Annotated in this window: 18 protein-coding genes; 14 read left to right on the forward strand and 4 right to left on the reverse strand. The window is 67.3% G+C overall.

The genetic code is table 11. The features are described from left to right. Positions 1-102: 102 nt before the first annotated feature. Complete coding sequence (locus Q0P60_RS09620; protein ID WP_294991805.1) at positions 103-705, reverse strand: lipocalin family protein; 603 nt, start codon at positions 703-705, stop codon at positions 103-105. 128 nt (positions 706-833) lie between these two features. Between Q0P60_RS09620 and Q0P60_RS09625 the strand changes: the two genes are divergently transcribed. Together Q0P60_RS09625 and Q0P60_RS09630 are read left to right on the forward strand one after the other, a co-directional pair. Beyond that, positions 834-1,151, forward strand: coding sequence for a hypothetical protein (locus Q0P60_RS09625; RefSeq protein ID WP_294991808.1), 318 nt, complete (start codon positions 834-836; stop codon positions 1,149-1,151). A 69-nt stretch (positions 1,152-1,220) separates the two neighbouring features. Beyond that, positions 1,221-3,317, forward strand: a complete 2,097-nt coding sequence (locus Q0P60_RS09630; RefSeq protein WP_294991811.1) for a prolyl oligopeptidase family serine peptidase — start codon at positions 1,221-1,223, stop codon at positions 3,315-3,317. Positions 3,318-3,435: 118 nt separating this feature from the next. On the opposite strand, the gene Q0P60_RS09635 is transcribed toward Q0P60_RS09630, so the two are convergent. Then, positions 3,436-4,629, reverse strand: coding sequence for a pyridoxal phosphate-dependent aminotransferase (locus tag Q0P60_RS09635; protein WP_294991814.1), 1,194 nt, complete (start codon positions 4,627-4,629; stop codon positions 3,436-3,438). A gap of 172 nt (positions 4,630-4,801) precedes the next feature. Between Q0P60_RS09635 and Q0P60_RS09640 the strand changes: the two genes are divergently transcribed. The 9 genes from Q0P60_RS09640 (at position 4,802) to hslU (ending at position 12,647) form a co-directional block, all read left to right on the forward strand. Beyond that, complete coding sequence (locus tag Q0P60_RS09640) at positions 4,802-6,913, forward strand: S9 family peptidase (RefSeq protein WP_294991817.1); 2,112 nt, start codon at positions 4,802-4,804, stop codon at positions 6,911-6,913. 53 nt (positions 6,914-6,966) lie between these two features. Next, positions 6,967-7,392 (forward strand): YbaN family protein, encoded by a 426-nt coding sequence (locus tag Q0P60_RS09645; RefSeq protein WP_294991822.1) that lies wholly within the window; start codon positions 6,967-6,969, stop codon positions 7,390-7,392. A gap of 69 nt (positions 7,393-7,461) precedes the next feature. After that, on the forward strand, positions 7,462-7,734 hold the full coding sequence (locus Q0P60_RS09650; RefSeq protein ID WP_294991826.1) for a lipoprotein: 273 nt from the start codon (positions 7,462-7,464) through the stop codon (positions 7,732-7,734). Beyond that, positions 7,727-8,578 carry a diaminopimelate epimerase gene (gene dapF / locus Q0P60_RS09655; protein ID WP_294991831.1) on the forward strand — a complete coding sequence of 284 codons (852 nt, stop codon included), beginning with the start codon at positions 7,727-7,729 and terminating at the stop codon, positions 8,576-8,578. The genes Q0P60_RS09650 and dapF overlap by 8 nt, the downstream gene beginning before the upstream one ends. After that, on the forward strand, positions 8,575-9,249 hold the full coding sequence (locus tag Q0P60_RS09660; protein ID WP_294991836.1) for a DUF484 family protein: 675 nt from the start codon (positions 8,575-8,577) through the stop codon (positions 9,247-9,249). Before dapF ends, Q0P60_RS09660 begins: the two co-directional genes overlap by 4 nt. Before the next feature lie 13 nt (positions 9,250-9,262). Next, positions 9,263-10,165 (forward strand): tyrosine recombinase XerC, encoded by a 903-nt coding sequence (xerC, locus tag Q0P60_RS09665; RefSeq protein ID WP_294991842.1) that lies wholly within the window; start codon positions 9,263-9,265, stop codon positions 10,163-10,165. Between the two features lie 77 nt (positions 10,166-10,242). Further along, positions 10,243-10,443: a DUF3079 domain-containing protein gene (locus Q0P60_RS09670; protein WP_010481389.1), complete on the forward strand. Its 201-nt coding sequence runs from the start codon at positions 10,243-10,245 to the stop codon at positions 10,441-10,443. Positions 10,444-10,615: 172 nt separating this feature from the next. Then, entirely contained in the window at positions 10,616-11,167 is a 552-nt protein-coding gene (gene hslV, locus Q0P60_RS09675; RefSeq protein WP_005411093.1) for an ATP-dependent protease subunit HslV, read from the forward strand. Between the two features lie 103 nt (positions 11,168-11,270). Then, positions 11,271-12,647, forward strand: a complete 1,377-nt coding sequence (gene hslU / locus Q0P60_RS09680; protein WP_294991850.1) for an ATP-dependent protease ATPase subunit HslU — start codon at positions 11,271-11,273, stop codon at positions 12,645-12,647. 96 nt (positions 12,648-12,743) lie between these two features. Here the strand turns inward: hslU and Q0P60_RS09685 are convergent, their stop codons facing one another. Both Q0P60_RS09685 and smeT read right to left on the reverse strand, forming a co-directional pair. Continuing rightward, positions 12,744-13,736, reverse strand: a complete 993-nt coding sequence (locus Q0P60_RS09685; protein ID WP_294991856.1) for a Gfo/Idh/MocA family oxidoreductase — start codon at positions 13,734-13,736, stop codon at positions 12,744-12,746. Between the two features lie 346 nt (positions 13,737-14,082). After that, positions 14,083-14,742: an efflux transporter SmeDEF transcriptional repressor SmeT gene (smeT, locus tag Q0P60_RS09690; RefSeq protein WP_294991860.1), complete on the reverse strand. Its 660-nt coding sequence runs from the start codon at positions 14,740-14,742 to the stop codon at positions 14,083-14,085. Between the two features lie 227 nt (positions 14,743-14,969). On the opposite strand from smeT, the gene smeD reads away from it, so the two are divergent. From smeD to smeF, 3 genes are read left to right on the forward strand one after another with little or no spacing between them, the layout of a single operon-like run. Continuing rightward, a complete protein-coding gene (gene smeD / locus Q0P60_RS09695) occupies positions 14,970-16,154 on the forward strand; it encodes a multidrug efflux RND transporter periplasmic adaptor subunit SmeD (RefSeq protein ID WP_294991864.1) in 1,185 nt (394 codons plus the stop codon). Between the two features lie 12 nt (positions 16,155-16,166). Next, positions 16,167-19,289 (forward strand): multidrug efflux RND transporter permease subunit SmeE, encoded by a 3,123-nt coding sequence (gene smeE / locus Q0P60_RS09700; protein WP_294991868.1) that lies wholly within the window; start codon positions 16,167-16,169, stop codon positions 19,287-19,289. A 57-nt stretch (positions 19,290-19,346) separates the two neighbouring features. After that, the gene (smeF, locus tag Q0P60_RS09705; RefSeq protein ID WP_294991872.1) at positions 19,347-20,747 is read left to right on the forward strand and encodes a multidrug efflux RND transporter outer membrane subunit SmeF; all 1,401 of its coding nucleotides are present in this window, start codon (positions 19,347-19,349) and stop codon (positions 20,745-20,747) included. The last annotated feature ends 56 nt before the right edge of the window (positions 20,748-20,803 follow it).

Genomic DNA, 20,803 nt, shown 5'->3' on the forward strand with positions numbered 1-20,803 from the left:
CGTGGAAACGGGAATGCCGGCCGCTGGCCGGCCATCGCCTCATGAGGGGGGCATCGCGCAGGAACGGTAGTGCCGGCCGCTGGCCGGCCATCCCGCCTGCGATCAACGCGCGTTGGGTACTTCGTAGCCCAGCTTGCCGACCTGCTCGGGGTGCTGCGGCACGCGCTTGAGCTTGTCGGTGTTCACGCCGTACTCGTCGCGCAGGCGTTCAGCCAGCTCCTTGTACAGGGCCTTGTCCATGTCCGGCTTGCGCGCGAAGATCCAGGCCATCTCGCGGCCCGGGTAACCGATCAGCGCCCAGGAGTAGTCCGGCGCTACTTCCAGCACCCGCGAATGGGTCGGCACGACGCGGTAGAACCAGGTGCGCCAGCCGTGGTTGCCGCTGTCCGGATCAACGCTGGCACGCGCACGCACTTCCTGCAGCGGCTCACCGAAGCCATCGCGGTAGCGGTAGGTGATGCCGACCTTGTGCTCGTCGCGCAGTTCGTACTCGTTGACGCTGGCAACGTGGCCGCGTTCGATGAAGTTCGGCACGCGGCCGATCACGTACCAGGTACCCATGAAGCGCTTCAGGTCGATCGGCGCATCCGGATCGGTGGCGCGTGGGACGCTGGCACGCGGCGATGGCGGCTCACTGGCGGCCATGGCGGGGCCGGCCAGGGACAGGGCCAGCAGCACGGCGCAGAACGGGCGGATCGAAGTCATGCGGGAGCAGGCTCAGGAGGACTTTGCCCGAGCATGGTCGACTGAGCGTGCGCGATCCGTCAATGGTGTCGCAACCTGTGAGAAGGGCCTTGCCCAAGCTGTGTTGCATTGTCCACCGGAGAATCCCCATGAACGCACGTCGCGTCCGTCGCCCCGCAACTGAACGCGTCATCCCCGAGCGTGCCGATCCGCGCCTGCTGCGCAGCGTGCAGCAGCTGGCTTTGGCCGGCGTGGCACTGGTGCTGGTGTGGCCGGCCGCGCGCGGCAGCACGGCGTGGCTGGGCTGGCTGCCGATGTGGCTGGTGGGCATGCCGCTGGCGTCCTGGTGGGCGCTGCTGCGCTTTCCGCTGCCGCGCCTGCGGCAGCGGCGTCGTACCGGTGGACAGGCCCGTCGCCGCGGGCACCCGCCATTGCAGGGCCGTCGCGCCCCGGCACCCACGGCCTGACCTTCGACACGGGGGCGGCTGTGGCGATCCATGCTAGCGTTCCACGGCTTATGACTGCCTGGAGCTGCAATGTCACGACTCGCTTCCGCCTGCCTGCTGGCCGGCATGATGACCGCTGCCTCGGTGGGGACCGCCGTGGCCGCTGAAGACACCGATCGCTACGCCTGGCTCGAGGACGTCACCGGCGACAAGCCGTTGTCCTGGGTCAAGGAGCAGAACGCCAAGTCCGAGGCGCGCCTGGCGCAGAGCCCGGCCTTCAAGCAGATGGAGGCCAGCATCCGCGAGGTGCTCGACTCCGATGCCAAGATCCCCGCCGTGCAGAAGATCGGCGACTACTACTACAACTTCTGGAAGGACCAGCAGCACGAGCGCGGCCTGTGGCGGCGCACCACGCTGGCCGAATACCGCAAGGCCTCGCCGCAGTGGGAGACCGTGCTCGATCTGGACGCGCTGAACAAGGCCGAGGGCGAAAACTGGGTCTGGCACGGGGCCGACTGCCTGCGCCCGGACTACAGCCGTTGCCTGATCGCGCTGTCGCGCGGCGGTGCCGACGCCGACGTCACCCGCGAATTCGACCTGTCCAGCAAGAGCTGGATCAAGGACGGCTTCTTCCGTCCCGAGTCGAAGGGCGGCCTGAACTGGATCGACCGCGATACCGTGTTCGTCTACACCGATTTCGGTGCCGGCTCGATGACCACCTCCGGTTACCCGCGCGTGGCCAAGCTGTGGAAGCGCGGCACGCCGATGACCTCGGCTACCGTGGTCTACGAAGGCAAGCCGGAAGACATGTACATCGCGGCGATGCACGATGACACCCCGGGCTTCGAGCGCAACCTGGTCAGCCGCACGCTGGCCTTCTACAACAACGAGCTCTACCTGCGTGGCGACGACGGCACGCTGACCAAGATCGACGCGCCGAATTCGGCCGAAAAGGGCCTGCACAAGCAGTGGCTGACCCTGGAGCTGCGCGATCCGTGGACCGTGGGGGGCAAGACCTACGCGTCCGGTTCGCTGCTGGCGACCCGGCTGGACGACTTCCTGGCCGGCAAGCGCGAGTTCGACGTGCTGTTCACCCCGACCGCCACCACCTCGCTGGCGAGCGCGACCTGGACCCGGAGCCACCTGGTGCTGAACGTGCTGGACGACGTCAAGAACCGCCTGTCGGTGCTGACGCCGGGTGCCAATGGCTGGCAGACCAGCCGCTTCGTCGGTGCGCCGGCCTTCGGCACGCTGGGCGTGGCGGCGGTGGACAGCAACGACAGCGATGCGGTGTGGCTGACCGCCACCGACTACCTGACCCCGACCACCCTGGCACTGGCCGAGATCGGCCAGGCGCCGGAAACGCTGAAGACCATGCCGGCCTTCTTCGATGGCAAGGACAAGGTGATCGAGCAGCACTTCGCCACCAGCAAGGATGGCACCCGCGTGCCGTACTTCGTGGTGCACGACAAGAAGATGAAGCTGGACGGTTCCAATCCGACCCTGCTGTATGGCTACGGCGGCTTCGAGATCTCGCTGACCCCGGCCTACTCCGGCGGCATGGGCCGCGCCTGGCTGGAGAAGGGCGGCGTGTACGTGGTCGCCAACATCCGTGGCGGTGGCGAGTACGGCCCGCGCTGGCACCAGGCGGCGCTGAAGCAGAACCGTCACAAGGCCTATGAAGACATGGCCGCGGTGGCGCGGGACCTGGTCAAGCGCAAGATCACCACCGCCAAGCACCTGGGCGTGCAGGGCGGCAGCAATGGTGGCCTGCTGACCGGCAACATGCTGACCCAGTACCCGGAGCTGTTCGGTGCGGTGGTGGTGCAGGTACCGCTGCTGGACATGAAACGCTACAGCCACCTGCTGGCCGGTGCCTCGTGGATGGCCGAGTACGGCAACCCGGACACCAGCGACTGGGAGTTCATCAAGACCTTCTCGCCGTACCACCTGTTCGACGCGAAGAAGAACTACCCGCCGGTGCTGTTCACCACCTCCACCCGCGATGACCGCGTGCATCCGGGCCATGCCCGCAAGATGGCGGCGAAGATGATCGACGCCGGCAAGGACGTGACCTACTACGAGAACATCGAAGGTGGCCACGGCGGCGCAGCCAACAATGCGCAGGCCGCGCATATGTCGGCACTGGCCTACAGCTTCCTGTGGGAACGCCTGGGCGGTAAATAAGCAGAACGGAAAACGCCGCCCCAGGGCGGCGTTTTTCATTACCGGTAGTGCCGGCCGCTGGCCGGCAACTGCATCATTCACGCATTCCCGGGTTGCCGGCCAGCGGCCGGCACTACCGTCAACGTGATCCTTGCCAGCGCTTCAGCCCGCGCGCGATGCGTTCCACCGCTTCCTGCAGCCGCGGCACCTCCTGGGTATAGGCCAGGCGCACATGCTGGTTCGCGCGATGGAAGCCGAAATCCAGGCCCGGGGTGAACGCCACGTGCTCGGTTTCCAGGAAGTGCGCACAGAACGCCTGCGCGTCGTCGGTGAACGCGCTGACATCGGCGTACAGGTAGAACGCGCCCTGCGGCTCGACCTCGATGCGGAAACCCAGCTCTCGCAGCGCCGGCAGCAGGAAGTCGCGGCGCTGGCGGAACGCTTCGCGGCGCTGTTCGAAGATCGCCATCGATTCGCTGCTGAAGCAGGCGAGGGCGGCGTGCTGGGCGATGCTCGATGCGCTGATGTACAGGTTCTGCGCCAGCTTCTCCAGGTCCGCTACCGCCGCCGGGGGCGCTACCAGCCAGCCCAGCCGCCAGCCGGTCATGCCGAAATACTTGGAGAAGCTGTTCAGCACGAAGGCGCCGTCGTCCACCTGCAGCACGCTGGGCGCATCCAGGCCATAGGTCAGGCCGTGGTAGATCTCGTCCACCACCAGATGGCCGCCACGCGCGTGCAGGGCCTGCGACAGTGCCGCCAGTTCGTCGGCGGAGAGCACGGTGCCGGTCGGGTTGGCCGGGGAAGCGACCAGTGCGCCGACACTGTCGGCATTCCAGTGCTGCTGCACCAGTGACGGGGTCAGCTGGTAGGCCGTGTCCGGGCCGACCGGTACCAGCTGCGCGCCGCCTTCCACCAGGCGCAGGAAGTGGCGGTTGCACGGATAACCAGGGTCGGCCAGCAGCCAATGGCGGCCGGGATCGACCAGCAGGCTGCTGGCCAGCAGCAGCGCACCGGAGCCGCCGGGAGTGACCAGGATGCGTTCGGGATCGATGTCCAGCCCGTAGTGGCTGCGATAGAAGCCGCTGATCGCCTGGCGCAGGGCTGGCAGGCCGCGCGCGGCGGTGTAGCGGGTATGGCCAGCGCCCAGCGCGGCCTGGCCGGCGCGCACGATCGGCTCGGCGGTGGTGAAGTCCGGTTCGCCGATCTCCAGGTGGATCACATCGTGGCCGGCCTGTTCCAGCGCCTGCGCGCGGGCCAGCAGGGACATCACGTGGAACGGTGCGATTTCATGGCTGCGCCGGCTGTAGCCCGGCGTGTGGGGCAGGGTACTCATGCGCCCATGGTACGCCGCGCGCCGCGGCAGTGCCGGCCATCGGCGGGCATTGGCCGGGGTTCGTTCAAGCCGGGGTTGCCGCATCGCCGCGATTGCGGTCAGATCCCTGTTCGGGAAAAGGGAGCTGACCCCGTTCAAGACCATTGCATTGATGCGCCTGGAGCCTTATTTCATGAAATCCACCCTCTGCCTGTTGCTTGCGAGCCTGATGACCACCACCGCCACTGCTGCCACTCCGCCCGTTCCGCCGGATGCCGCCAAGCATCCGCATGTGGTCAAGGCGCCGTTCGGCGCGACCCGCAACGACGACTACTACTGGCTGCGCGACGACAAGCGCGAGAACAAGGAAATGCTGGCCTACCTGCAGGCCGAGAACGCCTATGCCGACCAGCTGCTGGCGCCGCTCAAGCCGCTGGAGGACACCCTGTACAAGGAGATAGTCGGCCGCATCAAGCAGGACGATTCCAGCGTGCCGGCGCGTGAGCGCGGCTACTGGTACTACAGCCGCTTCGAGACCGGCCAGGACTACCCGATCCACGCGCGCCGCAAGGGCAGCATGGATGCGGCCGAGGAAATCCTGCTGGACGTCAATGCGATGGCCGCCGGCAAGGGCTATTTCAGCGTCGGTTCGATGGAAGTGAGCCAGGACAACCGGCTGCTGGCCTGGGCCGACGATGATGTCGGCCGCCGCCAGTACACCATCCGCTTCAAGGACCTGGCCAGCGGCCAGGTGCTGCCGGACGTGATCACCGGCAGCTCCGGCGACCTGGTCTGGGCCGATGACAACCGCACCGTGCTGTACGTCGAGAACGATCCGGAAACGCTGCTGACCGTGCGCGTGAAGCGGCACGTGCTGGGAACGCCGGCCAGCGCCGACACCGTGGTCTACGAAGAAAAGGACGACAGCTTCTACATGGGCATCGGCCGCACCCGCGACGATCGCTTCATCACCATCGGCGTGCACAGCACCGTGTCTTCGGAAGAGCGCTATGCGCCGGCCAGCGATCCGACCACCTTCACCGTGCTGGCCCCGCGCCAGCGCGATGTCGAGTACGACGCCGACCATTACGATGGCCGCTGGGTGATCCGCACCAACGACGGTGCGAAGAACTTCAAGCTGGTCACCGCGCCGACCGATGCCACCTCGCGCGCGCAGTGGAAGGACTGGATCGCGCACGACGATGCGGTGTTCATCGAGGGTTTCGAGCTGTTCGACAGCTATACCGCCATCGCCGAGCGGTCCGAAGGCCTGGAGCGCATCCGCCTGCTGTTCAAGGAAGGTCGCAGCGACTACGTCAAGGCCGATGAGCCGGCCTATTCGATGGGCCTGGGCGACAACACCGAGGCCGATACGCCGTGGCTGCGCTACGTCTACACCTCGATGACCACGCCGACCACGGTGTTCGAGCTAAACACCGCCACCGGTGAGCGCCGCCAGCTGAAGCAGCAGCCGGTGATCGGCTATGACGCATCGAAGTATGAAACCGACCGTGTCTGGATCACTGCGCGCGACGGCGTGAAGGTGCCGGTCTCGCTGGTCTACCGCAAGGGCTACCAGAAGGATGGCAAGGGCGCGCTGTTCCAGTACGCCTACGGCAGCTACGGCATGTCGATGGATCCGTATTTCAACCAGACCGCGGTCAGCCTGCTGGACCGGGGCGTGGTGTACGCCATCGCGCATATCCGTGGTGGCCAGGAAATGGGGCGCGACTGGTACGAGAACGGCAAGCTGCTGCACAAGCAGAACACCTTCAACGACTTCATCGACGTCACCCGTGGTCTGGTGGCACAGGGCTGGGCGGCAAAGGACCGGGTGGCGGCTTCCGGCGGCAGCGCGGGTGGCCTGCTGATGGGCGCGGTGGCCAACCAGGCGCCGCAGGACTACCGGGTGATGGTGGCGCAGGTGCCGTTCGTCGACGTGGTCACCACCATGCTCGACCCGACCATCCCGCTGACCACCAACGAGTACGACGAGTGGGGCAACCCGGAGCAGAAGCAGTACTACGACTACATGCTGTCCTATTCGCCGTACGACAACGTCCGCAGCCAGGCCTATCCGGCGCTGTTCGTCGGCACCGGGCTGTGGGATTCGCAGGTGCAGTACTGGGAGCCGGCCAAGTGGGTGGCCAAGCTGCGTGACGACAACACCGGCCATTACCCGATCCTGTTCCGGACCAACATGGAAGCCGGGCATGGCGGCAAGTCGGGGCGCTTCCAGCGCTACCGCGAGCTGTCCGAGTCGTATGCGTTCGTGCTGCAGCAGCTGGGCATCGCCCAGCCGTGATGGCGCGGGGTGCCGGGCGTTGCCCGGCACCCCGAAACGGTATCCTTGCGGACATGAGCCTGCCCGAACCGCCTGCCCCTCCTGAGTCCGCCGCGCCGCCGCGCGTGGTGCGCTTCCGGTGGGCGTGGTGGCTGCTGGCCTACGTCAGCCTCGGCACCGGCATTGTCGGTATCTTCGTGCCGGGCCTGCCGACCACGGTATTCATCCTGATCTCGGCCTGGGCCGCCTCGCGCGGTTCCGAGCGCCTGCACAACTGGCTGCTGCAGCACCCGCGCTTCGGCCCGGCCATCGCCAACTGGCAGGCGCATGGTGCGGTCAGCCGCTATGGCAAGTGGATGGCCACGATCACCATGGCGGTGTGTGCCGGCATCATGCTGTGGTGCGTGCCGATCGCCTGGGTGAAGTGGTTCTCGATCGGCAGCATGACCGTGGTGGCGATCTGGTTGTGGACCCGGCCGCTGCCACCGCCGGAGCGGTAGCGCGGGCCGCCGGCCGGCACCCCGATCCTCTGCACCAACCGCTCAGCCGCCAATGGCTATACTCGGGGCATGAAGATCCCCCATCGAAACGCCATCCTGATTCCGCTGGCAGCGGCCTCGCTGCTGTTCCTCGCCGCCTGCGGCAACAAGGGCCCGCTGGTGCTGCCGCAGAAGCCGGTGCCGGTGGAAGAAACCGTCGAGCCTGCAGCCGAGCCCGCCAGCGAGGCGACCCCGGCGGCGACCCAGGGCAGCGGCACGCCGGCCACCACCGTGGACCCGGCCGCAGCGGCGGCGCAGCCGGCGCCTGCGCCCGCGAAGAAGGCGGGCGGCGGGAATGAGTAAGGCCGGCTCCAAGGCCCTGCGCTTCAGCAAGATGCATGGCGCGGGCAACGATTTCGTAGTGATCGACCTGCGTGACGGTACGTTGCCGCCCACGCCCGAACTGGCTGCGCGCCTGGCCGACCGCCACACCGGTGTCGGCTGCGATCAGATCCTGACCATCGAGGCACCACGCGCGGACGGCTCGGTGGCCTCGTACCGGATCTGGAACGCCGATGGCTCCAACTCCGAGCAGTGCGGCAACGGCGCGCGCTGCATTGCCGCCTGGCTGGTGCGCGAGGGCAGTGCGCAGGGCGATGCGTTCGTCATCGACAGCCCGCTGGCCAGCCACCCGGTCAGCGTGCTCGGCGACGGCCAGTTCGCCGTGACCATGGGCGTGCCTGCCTTCGAGCCGGCCCAGGTGCCGCTGATGGGCTTCGCCCACGCACGCGAGGAATACCTGCTGCCGCTGCAGGGCGAGAGCGTACGTTTCGCCGCGGTGTCGATGGGCAACCCGCATGCGGTGATCGAAGTGGGCCTGATCGATGCCGCGCCGGTCGAGCGCGTCGGATCGCTGCTGCAGCAGCACGCCTCGTTCCCGCGTTCGGTGAACGTGGGCTTCACCCAGGTGATGAGCCCGGCCCATGCGCGCCTGCGCGTGTTCGAGCGCGGCGTCGGCGAAACCCTGGCCTGCGGTAGCGGCGCCTGCGCCGCCGCGGTGACCCTGATGCAGCGCGGCCGCCTGCAGCGCGATGCACGCATCAGCCTGCCCGGCGGCGACCTGCGCATCCAGTGGCCGGGCGACGGCCAGCCGGTGGTGATGGCCGGCCCGACCGCATTCGTCTTCGAAGGGGAGTGGATCGCATGACCGACACCGTCGACAAGCTCGGCTCCCACGAAGTCGCTGCCTGGCTGCGGCGTCATCCGGGCTTCCTCAAGCAGTTCCCCGACCTGGCGCTGACCCTGGTGGTGCCGCGCGACGACGGTCCGACCGCGTCGCTGGCCAGCTACCAGCTGGAAGTGCTGCGCGAGAAGAACCGCGAGCTGGCGCGACGGTTGGCCGACCTGGGCGCCACCGCCCAGGTCAATGAACGGCTGGCGGTGCGCACGCACCAGCTGACCCTGGCCCTGATGAAGCAGGGCAACGCGGCCGATACCCTGCGCGCGATGGCCGCATCGCTGCAGGAAGACTTTGCCGGCGACCTGGTGCGGCTGGTGGTGCATGCGCCGGTGGCCGGGCTCGAGCAGGCCGACTGGCTGCAGGTGATCGCCGCCGATGATCCAGCACTGGAGCCGTTCCGCGATTGCCTGAAGGACGGTGAGCCGATCTGCGGCCGCCTGCAGCCGGAAAAGAACGCCGTGCTGTACGGGGTGCGCAGTGAGGAAGTGCAGACCACCGCACTGTTGCCGCTGCCGGGCGTGGGCCTGATCGCGGTCGGCAGCCACGATCCGAACCGCTTCTACCCGGGCATGGGCACGCTGTTCCTGCGCATGATGGGTGATGCCCTGGCCACCGGCCTGAAGCGCTTCCCGGGCTGAGCAGGACACGACGATGAGCGCGGTTCAGGCGTTCCTGCAGCACCTGCAGGTGGAGCGGCGGATGTCGGCGCATACGCTCGATGCCTACCGCCGTGATCTGGACGCGCTGTCGGTGTGGGCCGAGCCGCGTGGCGTGGAGGTGGAGGCACTCGATGCCGACGCGGTGCGCCAGTTCGTTGCCGATGAGCACCGTCGTGGGCTGTCGGCCAAGAGCCTGCAGCGGCGGTTGTCGGCCTGCCGCAGCTTCTACGCGTGGTTGCTCAAGCACGGGCGCATCGAGGCCAGTCCGGCGGCGACGCTGAAGGCCCCGCGTGCGCCGCGCCGGTTGCCGCAGGTCCTCGATGCCGATGAAGCGGTGCAGCTGGTCGAGCTGGAACCGGAAGGCGAACTCGGTCGGCGCGACCGCGCGCTGCTGGAACTGTTCTATTCCTCCGGCCTGCGCCTGAGCGAAGTCTGCGCGCTGACCTGGCGCGACCTGGACTTCGCCAGCGGGCTGGTCAATGTACTGGGCAAGGGCAACCGCCAGCGCCGGGTGCCGTTCGGCCGTCCGGCGCGCGAAGCACTGCAGGCGTGGCGTGCGGAAAGCGGCGGCGGGCCGGCTTCGCCGGTGTTTCCCGGCCGCAACGGGCCGATCAGCCAGCGTGCGGTGCAGATCCGCATCCGCCAGCTGGCGCAGCGCCAGGGCCTGTTCAAGCACGTGCACCCGCACATGCTGCGGCACAGTTTCGCCAGCCACATCCTGGAGTCGTCCGGCGATCTGCGCGGGGTGCAGGAGCTGCTCGGCCATGCCGACATCGCCACCACCCAGATCTATACCCATCTCGATTTCCAGCACCTGGCCAAGGTCTACGACGCGGCGCATCCGCGCGCCAAGCGCCGCAGCCGTGCCGACACGCCCGACGACAAGGCTGAATAGCACGCCCTTGATCTGGATCAGGGCAGCGCAGGTGCCGCCGGTGCATCGTGGCCGCAGGCCACCAGGACACCGGCAGCATGGCAAAGCCGATTCCATTGCATCCCCGCCACCCCGAGCGCATCTGCTGGGGCTGTGACCGCTACTGCGCGGCGGACGCGCTGGCCTGCGGCAATGGGTCCGGGCGTACCCAGCACCCGATCGAGACGCAGGGTGAAGACTGGTACATCGCCTGGGGTATCGAGCCGAATCCGGACCGGCCTTCGCAGGCAAAACGTTGAACGGCAGGCGTTCCACGTTCGGGCGGTGGGGTCCGCGCGCATTGCGATGCGCTCGTTGGAACGGCGCCCTCTGTCCATGGGGCGCGGCCAAGCGCTGAACGGCAGCCATCCGCACAGGCTTGATCGCACCCAGCGCTGTCCCCATGTCCCGGGAACAGCTATCGGAGGCCGCATGGACCCCAGTCAGAACCCCAACGTTTTCCACGCCACCACCATCGTCTGCGTCCGTCGCGGCGAGCATGTGGCCATTGCCGGCGATGGCCAGGTCACGCTGGGCCACACCGTGATGAAGGGCAATGCGCGCAAGGTGCGCCGCCTGGGCCGTGATGGCCAGGTGCTGGCCGGCTTCGCCGGTGCCGCTGCCGATGCCTTCACCCTGTTCGAGCTGTTCGAGGCCAAGCTGGAAAAGCATGGCCAGCTGCAGCGCGCTGCGGTCGAACTGGCCAAGGATTGGCGCACCGAGCGCCGCCTCGGCAAGCTCGAAGCGCTGCTGGCGGTGGCCGACAAGGAAACCTCGCTGATCATCAGCGGCACCGGTGATGTGATCGAGCCGGAAGACGGCATCATCGCCATCGGTTCCGGTGGTTCCTACGCACTGTCGGCCGCCCGCGCGCTGATGGCGCACACCGAACTGGATGCGCGCACCATTGCCAGCGAAGCGATCGGCATTGCCGGCGACATCTGCATCTACACCAACCGCAACGTGGTGGTCGAAGAGCTGTGAGGGTCGTGCCGGCCGCTGGCCGGCAACCCCATGGCCCTGGACACACGTGCCAGGTCGCCGGCCAACGGCCGGCGCTACCGACAACGAATCCGTGAGCACATCCATGTCGAAGATCGAAGTTTCCTCCGCCACCATGACGCCGCGCGAGATCGTGCAGGAGCTGGACCGGCACATCGTCGGCCAGCACGACGCCAAGCGCGCCGTGGCCATCGCCCTGCGCAACCGCTGGCGCCGCATGCAGCTGCCGGCCGAGCTGCGCAATGAAGTGATGCCGAAGAACATCCTGATGATCGGTCCGACCGGTGTCGGCAAGACCGAGATCGCGCGCCGCCTGGCCACCCTGGCCAACGCGCCGTTCGTGAAGGTCGAAGCGACCCGCTTCACCGAGGTCGGCTATGTCGGCAAGGATGTCGAGCAGATCATCCGCGATCTGGCCGATACCGCCGTCAAGCTGTACCGCGAACAGGCCAAGGTGCGTGTGCGCACCCAGGCCGAAGAGCGCGCCGAAGACCGCATCCTCGATGCACTGATGCCGCGCCGCAGCGGTGGCATCGGTTTCGATCCGGAAGTGGCACGCAACGAGCCGTCGGCGCAGGACAACGAGACCCGCATCAAGTTCCGCAAGATGCTGCGCAATGGCGAACTGGACGAGCGCGAGATCGAGCTCGACCTGGCGGCCAACGTCAGCATGGACATCATGACCCCGCCGGGCATGGAGGAAATGGGCCAGCAGCTGAAGTCGATGTTCGCCAACCTCGGTGGCGGTGCCAAGGCGCACAAGCGCACGCTGACCATCAAGGCCGCGCGTCCGCTGCTGATCGAGGAAGAGGCCGGCAAGCTGGTCAACGAGGACGATATCCGCAGTGCGGCGATCGAGGCCTGCGAACAGCATGGCATCGTCTTCATCGACGAGATCGACAAGGTCGCCAAGCGCGCCGATGCCGGTTCGTCCGGCGGTGATGTCTCGCGCGAAGGCGTGCAGCGCGACCTGCTGCCGCTGGTGGAAGGCTCCAACGTGTCCACCAAGTACGGCACCATCAAGACCGACCACATCCTGTTCATCGCCTCCGGTGCGTTCCACCTGGCCAAGCCCAGCGACCTGATTCCGGAGCTGCAGGGCCGCTTCCCGATCCGTGTCGAACTGGGAGCACTGAGCAAGGGTGATTTCGTCCGCATCCTGACCGAGCCGAAGGCGGCGCTGACCAAGCAGTACGAAGCGCTGCTGGCCACCGAAGGCGTCAAGGTCAGCTTCGCGACCGATGCCATCGAGCGTCTGGCCGAGATCGCCTTCCAGGTCAACGAGCGCCAGGAGAACATCGGTGCGCGGCGCCTGCATACCGTGCTCGAGCGCCTGCTGGATTCGCTCAGCTACGAAGCGCCGGACCGTGATGGCGAGACCCTGGCCATCGACAGTGCCTACGTCGATGCGCACCTGGGCGAGCTGGTGCAGGACCCGGACCTGAGCCGCTACATCCTGTAACGCCCGATGGGGTCGGATCCCTCGCCGTGGCGACGGCGCTGACCCCGCTCGCTGCGACAGCAAAGGCCGCCACATGGCGGCCTTTGCTGTTGGCGGTCAGCGCGATTGCCGAGTGCGATAGGCCTGCAGTACCTGGTCGATCACCGCACTGGTGCGGGCGGCGCTGATGCCGTTCGAGGGCGAGTGCCCGTTGCCGCGCAGTTCGTCCACGAGGGCGGCGATCAACGGTTGCTGGATCGACGGCGGATTGGGGAGGTCGAATGTCTGCACGCCCGCTTCCGTTTCCAGCTCCACCGGAACGTCCTCGAAGGTGGCAAAGCGCAGCTGCCCACGGTCGCCGGTGATCTCGATCTCATCCTGGCGGCGGAACGCGCAGAAGCTCCATTGCGCGATGCCGTGCGCCCCCGTCCCGGTGCGGAAGCACATCGAGACGCTGTCCTCGGCGGGGTAGGCGCCGGACAGCGAACTGGCCAGGCCGCGCACATCGGTCAGCGGCCCCAGCAGATGATCCAGCAGGTCCAGGGTGTGCGAGCCCAGGTCGACGAACAGACCGCCGCCGGCGATCGCGGGGTTGGTCCGCCAGAAGTCCGGCGATGCGGCGTTCACCGAATGTGGCCGATGCAGGGTCGCGCGCACGCTGCGCGCGGTGCCGATCGCGCCGCTGTCCAGCAGCTGCTTCACCTGTGCGAAGCGGGGCAGGGCACGGCGGTAGTAGGCCACGAACACGGGCACACCGCTGCGCGCGCTGGCCGCGATGATGCGCTGGCACTCGTCGTGGTCCATGGCCATCGGTTTTTCGATGTAGACCGGCTTGCCGGCAGCGATCGCCTGCAGTGCGTACTGCATGTGCGTGGAGGGCGGTGTTGCGACGTACACCGCGTTCACCTCCGGATCGGCGATGAGTGCATCGGCATCGGCATACCAGCGGGGAATCGCGTGGCGCTGTGCGTAGTCCTCGGCCAATGCGGCATTGCGGCGCATGACCGCCGCCACCCGTGAGCCGGGTGTGCTGGCCAGGGCGGGACCGCTCTTCTTCTCGGTGACGCTGCCGCAGCCGATGAAGCCCCACACCACGTTGTCCAAGTACATCGCTGTATTTCCGGGGAAGGAAACAACAGTGTAGGCACACGCCCACCACGCTCAACGCAGCAGGGCGCGCAAGCGCTCGATGCCGGGCCGGAAAGCAGGTGTCGGCAGGCGGGAATCGGCATGCCTGACACGGCGGCGGCGGAGCTCGGCCCTTGCGCTTGCGGCAGGTAGGTTGCAGAGGGAGGGATGCCGATGGCGGGCTCTCCCGCGTTGCCGCCGCATCGCATCCCGCCGCGTTCGATCAGTCACTTGCGGCGGAGGATGAACTGCCCGCGTTGACGGCCGTCGATCACGTTGATTGCGACAGATCGCACAGTGTCGGCCGCCGCAGCGGCAGCAATGCCGCTCATGCTTCGGGCAACGGCTCGGGCACCGTGCCGGCGGCGAACACGCCTTCCTTGACGTAGGCAGCCAGGGTCATGTCCAGCGCGAGCATGCCGTCGCGCTTGAGGTCCATCAGTTCCGGTTCGACCATGGCGCCGTGCAGCACGCCCAGTACCGTGGCATGCAGCATGCGCGCGGCGATCTTCGGGTCGGCGCCTTCGCGCAGCTGGCCCAGGTCCCTGGCCCGGCGCAGGGCACGTTCCATCCGGTCCAGCGCATCGCGGAAACCGGCCTGCTGCATTTCGGTCAGCACCTTGGTATCGGCCGAGGCATCGCTGCGCAGCATGATTTCCATGGTCTTGCGCAGGCGCTCGTCTTCGGACAGCTCGATGAACGAATGGATCATCACCGCGCGCAGGTCTTCCACCGGCGTGTCGCGCTGGTCGGTGGAGGTGCGCTCGAGTTCCTGCATGAAGGGCAGGTGCACGCGCTCGACGATCGCGGTCAGCACCTCGCTCTTGTTCTTGAAGTGCCAGTACACCGCGCCACGGGTATAGCCGGCGCGGGCGCCGATCATCTCCAGCGTGGTACGGGCCACGCCGTGTTCATGGAAGCAGGCTTCGGCGGCGTCAAGGATGCCTTCCCGGGTTGCCTGGGTGTCCTCTTTGGTCTTGCGGGCCATGGATGTGGGTACGAGTGCGGGTGAAACGTGGCTGAATTGTACCGGTTTACAAACAAACAAGCATGTATGTATATTTCGCACCCATCATTCCCGTCGTGTGCGTGGCAGGCCCGTCCGGCTCCCACTCCACCCGGGTGGGCGCTGTTCGCAAGGTCTCTGCCGCTGGCGGTGGAACGGCCGACGTATCAGTGCCGACTGAGATCCCTTCCTCCAAGAGCCTTTCCGTCATGTTGCTGAGCCGAATCCGACCCTTTGCACTGTCGCTGGCAATCGCCGCGACCGTGGCTGCCTGCGGCGGCCAACCCCAGGCCCCCGAGCAGGGCCCGGGTGACGTCACCGTGGTCACGCTGAAGTCCGAAACCGTGGGCCTGACCCGCGAACTGCCGGGCCGTACCAATGCCTTCCTGGTTGCCGAAGTGCGCCCGCAGGTCAATGGCATCGTGGCCAAGCGCCTGTTCACCGAGGGTGGCATGGTCAAGGCCGGCGAGCCGCTGTACCAGATCGAGGACGCCAGCTACCGCGCGCAGGCCAACAGCGCCCGTGCCCAGCTGGCCCGTGCCGAAGCCACCGCCAACGCCGCACGCCTGAGCGCCAAGCGCATCACCGAGCTGGCCAAGGTCGATGCGGTCAGCCAGCAGGACCTGGAAAACGCCGTGGCCGCGCAGAAGCAGGCCGAGGCCGACGTCGGTGCGGCCAAGGCCGCGCTGGATGCGGCCAATGTGACCCTGGGTTACGCCCGTATCACCGCCCCGATCAGTGGCCGCATCGGCAAGTCCAGCGTCACCCAGGGCGCGCTGGTCAGCGCTGGCCAGGCCAATTCGCTGGCCACCGTGCAGCAGCTGGACCCGATCTATGTCGACCTGACCCAGTCCTCGGCCGAGCTGCTGCAGCTGCGCCGCGAACTGGCCGCCGGCCGCCTGCAGGACAACCAGACGCTGCCGGTCAGCATCCTGATGGAAGACGGCAGCACCTTCGAGCACAAGGGCACGCTGGAATTCTCCGAAGTCAGCGTTGACCCGGCCACCGGCAGCTTTGGCCTGCGCGTGAAGGTGGACAACCCCGATGGCCTGCTGATGCCGGGCGCGTACGTGCGCGCGGTGATCGGCGGCGGCGTGCGCAGCGACGCGGTGCTGGTGCCGATGCAGGGCATCGCCCGCGATCCGAAGGGCGACACCACCGCGATGGTGGTCGGCAAGGACAGCAAGGTCGAAGTGCGCCCGGTCAAGGTCAGCCGCACGGTCGGCGACAAGTGGCTGGTCGAGGACGGCCTGAAGGCCGGCGACAAGGTCATTGTCGAAGGCCTGCAGAAGATCGGCCCCGGCATGCCGGTCAAGGTCACCGAGAAGGGCGCTGCTCCGGCCAAGCCGGCGGCCGCCGCCCAGCCTGCCGCCCCGGCCGGCGACGCGAAGTAAGCGGAGAACCCCATGGCACGCTTTTTCATCGATCGACCCATCTTCGCGTGGGTGATCGCCATCATCATCATGCTCGCCGGCGGCCTGGCCCTGTTCAAGCTGCCGGTCTCGATGTATCCCAACGTCGCACCGCCGGCGGTGGAAATCAGCGCCACCTATCCGGGTGCATCGGCCAAGGTGGTCGAGGACTCGGTGACGCAGATCATCGAGCAGAACATGAAGGGCCTTGATGGCCTGATCTACTTCTCCTCCAACAGCTCGTCCAACGGCCAGGCCACCATCACCCTGACCTTCGAGAGCGGCACCAACCCGGACATCGCCCAGGTGCAGGTGCAGAACAAGCTGCAGCTGGCCATGCCGCTGCTGCCGCAGGAAGTGCAGCGGCAGGGCATCAACGTGGCCAAGTCCAGCTCGGGCTTCCTGAACGTCATCGCGTTCGTGTCCGAGAACGGCAGCATGGACGCCAACGACATCGCCGACTACGTCGGTTCCAATGTCGTTGACCGCCTGAGCCGCGTGCCCGGCGTGGGCAACATCCAGGTGTTCGGTGGCAAGTACGCCATGCGCATCTGGCTGGACCCGAACAAGCTGCACACCTATGGCCTGTCGGTTGCGGAAGTGACCGCTGCGGTCAAGGCACAGAATGCGCAGGTGGCCATCGGCCAGCTGGGCGGTGCGCCGTCGGTGAAGGGCCAGCAGCTCAACGCCACCATCAACGCGCAGTCGCGCCTGCAGACTCCGGAGCAGTTCCGCAACATCATCGTGCGTGGTGCGCAGCACGGTGCCGAGCTGCGCCTGGGGGATGTCGCCCGCGTCGAGCTGGGCGCCGAGTCCTACGACTTCGTCACCCGCTACAACGGCCAACCGGCCAGCGGCCTGGCGGTGACCCTGGCCACCGGCGCCAACGCGCTGGATACCGCCGCCGGCGTGAACGCCGCGCTGGAGGACATGAAGAGCTTCTTCCCGGCCGGGTTGAAGGCCGAGATCCCGTACGACACCACCCCGTTCGTGCGCGTGTCGATCAAGGGCGTGGTGCAGACCCTGCTCGAAGCGATCGTGCTGGTGTTCGTGGTGATGTACCTGTTCCTGCAGAACTTCCGCGCCACCCTGATCCCGACCATCGCCGTGCCGGTGGTGCTGCTGGGTACCTTCGGCGTGCTGGCGATGCTGGGCTTCTCGGTGAACATGCTGACCATGTTCGCGATGGTGCTGGCGATCGGCCTGCTGGTGGACGACGCCATCGTGGTGGTGGAGAACGTCGAGCGCATCATGTCCGAGGAAGGACTGTCGCCGCTTGAGGCCACCCGCAAGTCGATGGGCCAGATCACCGGCGCGCTGGTGGGCATCGGCCTGGTGCTGTCGGCGGTGTTCGTGCCGATGGCCTTCATGAGCGGCTCCACCGGCGTGATCTATCGCCAGTTCTCGGCCACGATCGTCTCGGCGATGGCGCTGTCGGTGCTGGTCGCGATCGTGCTGACCCCGGCGCTGTGCGCAACCATGCTCAAGCCGCTGAAGAAGGGTGAGCACCATGTCGCCCACCGCGGCCTGGCCGGCCGTTTCTTCAACGGCTTCAACCGCGGCTTCGACCGCACCAGCGAAAGCTACCAGCGTGGCGTGCGCGGCATCATCCACCGCCCGTGGCGTTTCATGGGCATCGTGGCGGCGCTGTTCGTGCTGATGGGCGTGCTGTTCGTGCGCCTGCCCAGCTCGTTCCTGCCCAACGAAGACCAGGGCGTGCTGATGGCGCTGGTGCAGGCGCCGGTCGGTGCCACCCAGGAACGTACGCTGGAATCGATCGCGGCACTGGAAAACCACTTCCTGCAGAACGAGAAGGATGCGGTGGAATCGGTGTTCTCGGTGCAGGGCTTCAGCTTCGCCGGCATGGGCCAGAACGCGGGCATGGCGTTCGTCAAGCTGAAGGACTGGAGCGAGCGTGACGCCAACAACGGCGTGATGCCGATCACCGGTCGTGCGATGGCGGCACTGGGCCAGATCAAGGATGCCTTCATCTTCGCCTTCCCGCCGCCGGCGATCCCGGAGCTGGGTACCGCTTCGGGCTACGCCTTCTTCCTGAAGGACAACAGCGGCCAGGGCCACGAGGCACTGGTGGCCGCGCGCAACCAGCTGCTCGGCCTCGCCGCCGGCAGCAAGAAGCTGGCCAACGTGCGCCCGAACGGCCAGGATGACACGCCGCAGTTCCGTATCGACATCGATGCGGCCAAGGCGACCTCGCTGGGGTTGTCGATCGACCAGATCAACGGCACGCTCGCCGCCGCGTGGGGCAGCTCGTACATCGATGACTTCGTTGATCGTGGCCGCGTCAAGCGCGTGTTCGTGCAGGCCGACCAGCCGTTCCGCATGGTGCCGGAGGACTTCGACCTCTGGTCGGTGAAGAACGACAAGGGCGAGATGGTGCCGTTCAGTGCGTTCGCCACCAAGCACTGGGATTACGGCTCGCCGCGCCTGGAACGCTACAACGGCGTGTCGGCAATGGAAATCCAGGGCGAACCGGCCCCGGGTGTCGCTTCCGGTGATGCCATGGCCGAGGTTGAACAGCTGGCCAAGCAGCTGCCGGCGGGCTTCGGCATCGAGTGGACCGCGATGTCCTACCAGGAACGCCAGGCGGGCTCGCAGACGCCGCTGCTGTACACGCTGTCGCTGATGATCGTGTTCCTGTGCCTGGCCGCGATGTATGAAAGCTGGAGCGTGCCGACCGCCGTGCTGTTGGCGGCCCCGCTGGGTATCCTCGGCGCGGTGCTGGCCAACACCTTCAAGGGCCTGGAGCGCGACATCTACTTCCAGGTGGCGATGCTGACCACGGTGGGCCTGACCAGCAAGAACGCGATCCTGATCGTGGAGTTCGCCAAGGAAAACCTGGAGAAGGGCGCTGGCCTGATCGAGTCGATCATGCACGCGGTACGCGACCGCCTGCGCCCGATCGTGATGACCTCGCTGGCCTTCGGCATGGGCGTGGTGCCGCTGGCGATCTCCACCGGTGCCGGCTCCGGCGCCAAGCAGGCGATCGGCACCGGCGTGCTCGGCGGCATGATCGTCGGCACCGTGCTCGGCGTGTTCTTCGTGCCGCTGTTCTTCGTGGTGGTGCAGCGCGTGTTCAAGCGCAAATCCACGACGTAAGCGAAACGGTAGTGCCGGCCGCTGGCCGGCATTGCCTCCTGCCATCTGGCAGTACCGATGGAAGTCATTCCCATGAAAAGTGCATCCCTGTTCCTTTCCATCGCCGCCGCGCTTGCGCTGGCCGGCTGCTCCACCCTGGTTCCGAAGAACACCGCGGTCGCTCCGGCGATTCCGGCGCAGTGGCCGGCCGACGCCTCGCAGGGCCAGGTCGCCGATGTCGCCGCGGTCGGCTGGCGCGACTTCTTCACCGATGCGCGCCTGCAGCAGGTGATTGACCAGTCGTTGCAGAACAACCGCGACCTGCGCGTTGCCGTGCTCAATGTCGAACGCGCGCGCGGCCAGTACCGCGTGCAGCGCGCCGACCGCGTGCCGGGCGTGGCCGTCACCGGCCAGATGCAGCGGCAGGGCACCGACGCCGGTGTCAGCGAGCAGTTCAGCGCAGGCGTCGGCGTGGCCGAGTTCGAGCTGGACCTGTTCGGCCGCGTCCGCAATCTCAGCGAGGCCGCGCTGCAGCAGTACTTCGCGGTGGCCGCCAATCGTCGCAACGCGCAGCTGAGCCTGGTTGCCGAGACCGCAACCGCGTGGCTGACCTACGGTGCCGATGCGCAGCGGCTGAAGATCGCCGATGCGACGCTGAAGACCTACGAGGATTCGCTGCGCCTGGCGGAGGCCCGCCACGAGCGTGGCGGCAGTTCGGCGCTGGAATTGACCCAGACCCGTACCCTGGTTGAAACCGCCCGCACCGATGCCGCGCGCCTGCGGGGCCAGCTGGCCCAGGACCGCAACGCACTGGCGCTGCTGGCCGGCGGCCAGCTGGATCCGGCGCTGCTGCCGGACAGCATCGCGCCGCAACTGCTGGCGCTGGCTCCGCCGCCGGCTGGCCTGCCCAGCGATGTGCTGCTGCAGCGCCCGGACATCATGGCGGCCGAACACCAGTTGCTGGCGGCCAACGCCAACATCGGTGCGGCGCGCGCAGCGTTCTTCCCGAGCATCTCGCTGACCGGCAGCATCTGCAGCGGCTCGACCGAACTGTCCAACCTGTTCGACAGCGGTACCCGGGTGTGGAGCTTCCTGCCGAAGATCACCCTGCCGATCTTCCAGGGCGGCAAGCTGCGCGCCAACCTGGCCATCGCCAATGCCGATCGTGATATCGCGCTGGCGCAGTACGAGAAGTCCATCCAGGTGGGCTTCCGCGAAGCCGCCGACGCGCTGGCGCTGAATGTCAGCCTGGATGAGCAGGTCAGTTCCCAGCAGCGCCTGGTGGAGGCGGCCGAGCAGGCCAACCGCCTGTCGCAGGCCCGCTATGACGCCGGCCTGGACAGCTTCGTCACCCTGCTCGACGCACGGCGCACCGCGTACAACGCGCAGCAGACGCAGCTGCAGGCCCAGCTGGCGCAGCAGGCCAACCGCATCACGCTGTACAAGGTGCTGGGCGGCGGCTGGCACGAGCGCAGCTGAAGGGGTGCCGGCCAGCGGCCGGCGCTACCGTGATGCTCGATGGTGGTGCCGGCCAG

It is taken from the genome of uncultured Stenotrophomonas sp. (assembly GCF_945952405.1).
Lineage (GTDB): Bacteria > Pseudomonadota > Gammaproteobacteria > Xanthomonadales > Xanthomonadaceae > Stenotrophomonas.

Excerpts from the sequence above, each read along its gene's own strand:
- Q0P60_RS09620 (WP_294991805.1), bottom strand. The coding sequence starts at position 705 with ATGACTTCGATCCGCCCGTTCTGCGCCGTGCTGCTGGCCCTGTCCCTG.
- Q0P60_RS09625 (WP_294991808.1), top strand. The coding sequence starts at position 834 with ATGAACGCACGTCGCGTCCGTCGCCCCGCAACTGAACGCGTCATCCCC.
- Q0P60_RS09630 (WP_294991811.1), top strand. The coding sequence starts at position 1,221 with ATGTCACGACTCGCTTCCGCCTGCCTGCTGGCCGGCATGATGACCGCT.
- Q0P60_RS09635 (WP_294991814.1), bottom strand. The coding sequence starts at position 4,629 with ATGAGTACCCTGCCCCACACGCCGGGCTACAGCCGGCGCAGCCATGAA.
- Q0P60_RS09640 (WP_294991817.1), top strand. The coding sequence starts at position 4,802 with ATGAAATCCACCCTCTGCCTGTTGCTTGCGAGCCTGATGACCACCACC.
- Q0P60_RS09645 (WP_294991822.1), top strand. The coding sequence starts at position 6,967 with ATGAGCCTGCCCGAACCGCCTGCCCCTCCTGAGTCCGCCGCGCCGCCG.
- Q0P60_RS09650 (WP_294991826.1), top strand. The coding sequence starts at position 7,462 with ATGAAGATCCCCCATCGAAACGCCATCCTGATTCCGCTGGCAGCGGCC.
- dapF (WP_294991831.1), top strand. The coding sequence starts at position 7,727 with ATGAGTAAGGCCGGCTCCAAGGCCCTGCGCTTCAGCAAGATGCATGGC.
- Q0P60_RS09660 (WP_294991836.1), top strand. The coding sequence starts at position 8,575 with ATGACCGACACCGTCGACAAGCTCGGCTCCCACGAAGTCGCTGCCTGG.
- xerC (WP_294991842.1), top strand. The coding sequence starts at position 9,263 with ATGAGCGCGGTTCAGGCGTTCCTGCAGCACCTGCAGGTGGAGCGGCGG.
- Q0P60_RS09670 (WP_010481389.1), top strand. The coding sequence starts at position 10,243 with ATGGCAAAGCCGATTCCATTGCATCCCCGCCACCCCGAGCGCATCTGC.
- hslV (WP_005411093.1), top strand. The coding sequence starts at position 10,616 with ATGGACCCCAGTCAGAACCCCAACGTTTTCCACGCCACCACCATCGTC.
- hslU (WP_294991850.1), top strand. The coding sequence starts at position 11,271 with ATGTCGAAGATCGAAGTTTCCTCCGCCACCATGACGCCGCGCGAGATC.
- Q0P60_RS09685 (WP_294991856.1), bottom strand. The coding sequence starts at position 13,736 with ATGTACTTGGACAACGTGGTGTGGGGCTTCATCGGCTGCGGCAGCGTC.
- smeT (WP_294991860.1), bottom strand. The coding sequence starts at position 14,742 with ATGGCCCGCAAGACCAAAGAGGACACCCAGGCAACCCGGGAAGGCATC.
- smeD (WP_294991864.1), top strand. The coding sequence starts at position 14,970 with ATGTTGCTGAGCCGAATCCGACCCTTTGCACTGTCGCTGGCAATCGCC.
- smeE (WP_294991868.1), top strand. The coding sequence starts at position 16,167 with ATGGCACGCTTTTTCATCGATCGACCCATCTTCGCGTGGGTGATCGCC.
- smeF (WP_294991872.1), top strand. The coding sequence starts at position 19,347 with ATGGAAGTCATTCCCATGAAAAGTGCATCCCTGTTCCTTTCCATCGCC.